We start from the raw sequence: 1,427 nt of genomic DNA, 5'->3' as shown, positions 1-1,427 counted from the left end.
CCCCCGCCGATGTGGCGGCGTTCGCCGAGGTGGTGGGTGGTGTGCGGGGGCACTGGGTGTCGAACGAGGGGTGGCGGGTCTTTCCGGAGTGGGAGCGGGCGCGTCCTGAGGCGCCGACGCGGTTCACGTTGGCGTTGGATGGTCGGGTGGTGGCTCACACCGGCGAGCACGGTCAGTCGGTGGCCTGGGTGGGTTGAGTGTGGGGTGGTGTGGGCCCCGTACCGGGAGGGTGCGGGGCCCTGGTGTGTGTCAGGGGGTGGGGTGGGCGTCGAGTTCGGCGATGAGGGCGTCGCGGCGCTGGGGGGTGAGGAAGGCGGCGGTGAAGGAGTTGCGGGCCAGTTGGCGCAGGGCGCTCTCGTCCAGGCCCAGGTGTTGGCGCAGGCCCTCGTAGTTGTCGTGGACGTGGCCGCCGAAGTAGGCGGGGTCGTCGGAGTTGACGGTAACCAGCAGGCCGGCGTCCATGAGAGCGGGCAGTGGGTGGTCGGCCAGTGTGTTGACGGCGCGTAGGCGCACGTTGGAGAAGGGGCACACGGTCAGGGGGGTTTGGGTGGCGGCCAGGTGGGCGACCAGGTCGGGGTCTTGGAGGCAGCGGATGCCGTGGTCGAGGCGCTCGACCTTGAGCAGGTTGAGGGCCTGCCAGATGTAGGAGGCGGGGCCCTCCTCCCCGGCGTGGGCGACGCAGCGCAGGCCCATGGCGCGGGCGGCGTCGAAGACGTGGGTGAACTTCTCGGGTGGGTGGCCGACCTCGGCGGAGTCCAGCCCGACGGCGGTGATGTGGTCCAGGTGGGGGCGGGCGGCGTGGAGGGTGTTCAGGGCTTCGGTGGCGGGGCGGTCGCGAAGGAAGCACAGGATGAGGGCGGTGGTGATGCCGTGGCGCTGCTCGCTGGTGTCCAGGGCGGCGGTCAGGCCGTCGATGACGGTGTCGATGCTGACGCCGCGGGTGGTGTGGGCTTGGGGGTCGAAGAAGATCTCGGCGTGGCGGACGCCTTGGGCGGCGGCGCGGGTGAGGTAGGCCTCGGCCAGGTCGGTGAAGTCCTGTCGGGTGCGTAGGACGTCGGTGAGGGAGTAGTAGAGGTCGAGGAAGGACTGCAGGTCGGTGAAGGAGTAGGCGGCGCGCAGGTCGTCGATGGTGGGGTGGGCCAGGGTGATGCCGTTGCGTTCGGCCAGGGTGAAGGCGAGTTCGGGTTCCAGGGTGCCTTCGATGTGGACGTGGAGTTCGGCTTTGGGCAGGGGTGTGGGCACGGGGTCGGGTCTTTCGCGTGTTCGGGGTCGGTGGTGTGGCCATTGTGGCTGATGGGTGGGGGTGGTCGGTGCGTTGTGGGGGGTGTGGGGGGTCACCGTGGCCGGGGCCGGTTCAGGGGGTGGGGGTGGTGGGTGAGTGGGGTGTGTGACGTGCGTGTTGGCGTATGGGGAACGGGTGCCCGCCG

Annotated in this window: 1 protein-coding gene and 1 pseudogene; one reads left to right on the top strand and one right to left on the bottom strand. The window is 70.5% G+C overall.

From position 1 onward, the window contains the following. Window positions 1-197, top strand: a pseudogene (locus tag D471_RS41310) (DUF2332 domain-containing protein); the annotation flags it as partial. Between the two features lie 52 nt (window positions 198-249). On the opposite strand, the gene D471_RS0111975 reads toward D471_RS41310, so the two are convergent. Then, a complete protein-coding gene (locus D471_RS0111975; protein ID WP_017598834.1) occupies window positions 250-1,242 on the bottom strand; it encodes an adenosine deaminase in 993 nt (330 codons plus the stop codon). Between the last annotated feature and the right edge of the window lie 185 nt (window positions 1,243-1,427).

The sequence above is a fragment of the Nocardiopsis lucentensis DSM 44048 genome, from assembly GCF_000341125.1.
In the GTDB taxonomy this organism is placed as follows: domain Bacteria; phylum Actinomycetota; class Actinomycetes; order Streptosporangiales; family Streptosporangiaceae; genus Nocardiopsis; species Nocardiopsis lucentensis.
Note: the sequence above shows the minus strand (reverse complement) of the source record. Positions and strands in the feature narration are given on the sequence as shown.